2 protein-coding genes are annotated in these 2526 nt (G+C 68.7%); both read left to right on the forward strand.

Annotation, left to right across the window (positions count from 1 at the left end):
- Positions 1–116: 116 nt before the first annotated feature.
- Positions 117–986 (forward strand): site-specific integrase, encoded by an 870-nt coding sequence (locus AC1D34_RS36575; protein ID WP_476826901.1) that lies wholly within the window; start codon positions 117–119, stop codon positions 984–986.
- Positions 987–995: 9 nt separating this feature from the next.
- Positions 996–2177: an IS91 family transposase gene (locus AC1D34_RS36580; protein WP_476826902.1), complete on the forward strand. Its 1182-nt coding sequence runs from the start codon at positions 996–998 to the stop codon at positions 2175–2177.
- Positions 2178–2526: the final 349 nt, after the last annotated feature.

Genomic DNA, 2526 nt, shown 5'->3' on the forward strand with positions numbered 1-2526 from the left:
GATTGAACGAACCCGGAACGAACCCGCTGACGCGGGAAAGCTGCGGGGTTTGTGACGGGAGGCTCCTGCTGGGAGGGTTTGGGTGTTGAAGCCACCCAGCCCAGCAGGAGCTCCCGATGACCGAAGCCAAGCCGATGAGCGCCCTTCGTCGCCGCATGATCGACGACATGACGCTTCGCAACCTGTCGCCGGCCACGCAGCGATCGTATCTGCACGCGGTGACGAAGTTCAGCCGTCATTTCGGCTGCCCGCCGGACCGGCTCGGGCKTGAGGATGTGCGCTCGTTCCAGGTGCATCTGGTCTCGCAGGGGATATCCTGGCCGGCGCTGAACCAGACGGTGTGCGCGTTGCGGTTCTTCTACGGCGTGACGCTGGACCGCGCCGAGATCCCCGAGCGGATCGTCTATGCGCGCACGCCGCGCAAGCTGCCGTCGATCCTGAGCGCCGATGAGGTCGTGCGCTTTCTGGAGGCGGTCCCGTCGCTGAAGACGCGGGTGGCGCTGACCACGGCCTATGCCGCGGGCTTGCGCGCCTCGGAGGCGGTGAGCCTGAAGGTGGCCGATATCGACAGCAGCCGGATGGTGCTGCAGGTCCGGCATGGCAAGGGCGCCAGGGACCGCACCGTGATGCTGTCGGCGGCGCTGCTGGCCATCCTGCGCAGCTACTGGCGCTTGGCGCGCCCGGCGCCATGGCTGTTCCCGGGCCGCAGCCCGGACAAGCCGATCGATGTCCAGGTGCTGCACGCCGCCTGCCGCTCGGCGGCGAAGGCGGCAGGGCTGACCAAGCGGGTCAGCGTCCACACGCTGCGCCACAGCTTCGCCACCCATCTTCTGGAGAGCGGAACCGATATCCGGATCATCCAGGTGCTGCTGGGCCATAGCAATCTGTCGACGACGGCGCGCTACACCCATGTGGCGACCTCGACGATCGCCAGGACGCAAAGCCCGCTGGACCGTCTCGACCTGGCCGTGACGCCGCCTGCCTGAGCGGCGGCCATGGCAGCCGATCTGGAGGTGGCGGATATCTTCCGCCGCCATGGAGCCGCCTACCGCCAGGAACGGCGTGGCCATCTCGGCCGCGTCGAGACGCGGGTCATGCGCGCCATCGAGCTGTGCCGGACGGCGGCGCTCGGCGGTCATCTCGAAGCCTGTGGCGACTGCAGCCATCGGCGCATCGCCTACAAYAGCTGCCGCAACCGGCACTGCCCGAAGTGCCAGGGAGCGGCCCGGGAAGCCTGGCTCGCCGCGCGCGTGAAGGACCTTCTGCCCACGCCTTACTTCCATGTCGTGTTCACCGTGCCGGCCGCGATCGGGGCGATCGCCTTTCAGAACAAGGCCCTCGTCTATGGCATTCTGTTCGAGGCGGCGCTCTGGACCTTGAAGACCATCGCCGCCGATCCGCGGCATCTGGGCGGCGAGATCGGCGGAATCGCCATCCTGCACAGCTGGGGGCAGACCCTCTCCCATCATCCCCATATCCACTGCCTCGTTCCAGGCGGCGCATGGGCGCCGGACGGGCGATGGATCGCCTGCCGGCCGAGCTTCTTCCTGCCCATCCATGTTCTCTCGCGTCTGTTCCGTCGCCGCTTCCTCGAACGGCTTGCCCAGGCGCATGAGGCAGGCGAGCTCGCCTTCTTCGGCGACCTGGCCGCGCTCAATGGGTCCAAGGCGTTCGCCAGCGCGCTGGCCGGGCAGCGCAGGGTCAACTGGATCGTCTACGCCAAGCCGCCCTTCGGCTCGCCGGAGCATGTGCTGGCCTACCTTGGGCGGTACACTCATCGTGTCGCCATCGCCAACAACCGCCTGGTCGCCGCAGATGATGACGGCGTCGCCTTCCGCTGGCGCGACTATCGCCATGGCAACGCCGCCCGGACCATGAGGCTCGATCCCGCCGAGTTCATCCGCCGCTTCCTGCTGCACGCACTGCCCGACGGCTTCCACCGCATCCGCCACTTCGGCTTCCTCGCCAACGGCCACAGGCGCTCCAGGCTTGTCTTCATCCGCCAGGCCATCGCCGCAACCGCCAGCAGGCGCACCAGCGACCATGACGCCAGCATCCAGGGGGCCGCCCGTCCATCGCGCCCGGCCTTCGATCCGGCGCTTTGCCCGTGCTGCGGCGGCGCCATGCGCGTCATCGCGACCCTCCCGCGCTGCCGGCCTTGCCCGGATACGTCATGACCAGAGGCCATCGGCATCGCAGACCCGATCCTGTTGCCCTGCACGCCACTGCGTCGCGGCGAGCAATGCCCTGCGCCCGGCTCTGTCCCACAGCCATCAGGCGGATCATCGACGCTCCCGTCGCGCCCSCGCCCCCATGGCTCCCGGCCGCGCACTGCTCTGCCGCCGGCAGCGTCCGTCAGCCCGCTCCCATCAGGACTGCGATCGGTCCTGTCGGAGGCCCCTTGAGCAGCGGCCCCAAGGCACAAAACCCATAGGCCCTCGCGCCGGCGGCTTCGTTCAATCCGGCTTCAATGAGGTCGCGCGCCGCGCCTCGCTCCACGATCAGTGCCGCGCGACCTCACAGAAC

The organism is Allobosea sp. P1_A7 (assembly GCF_056406775.1).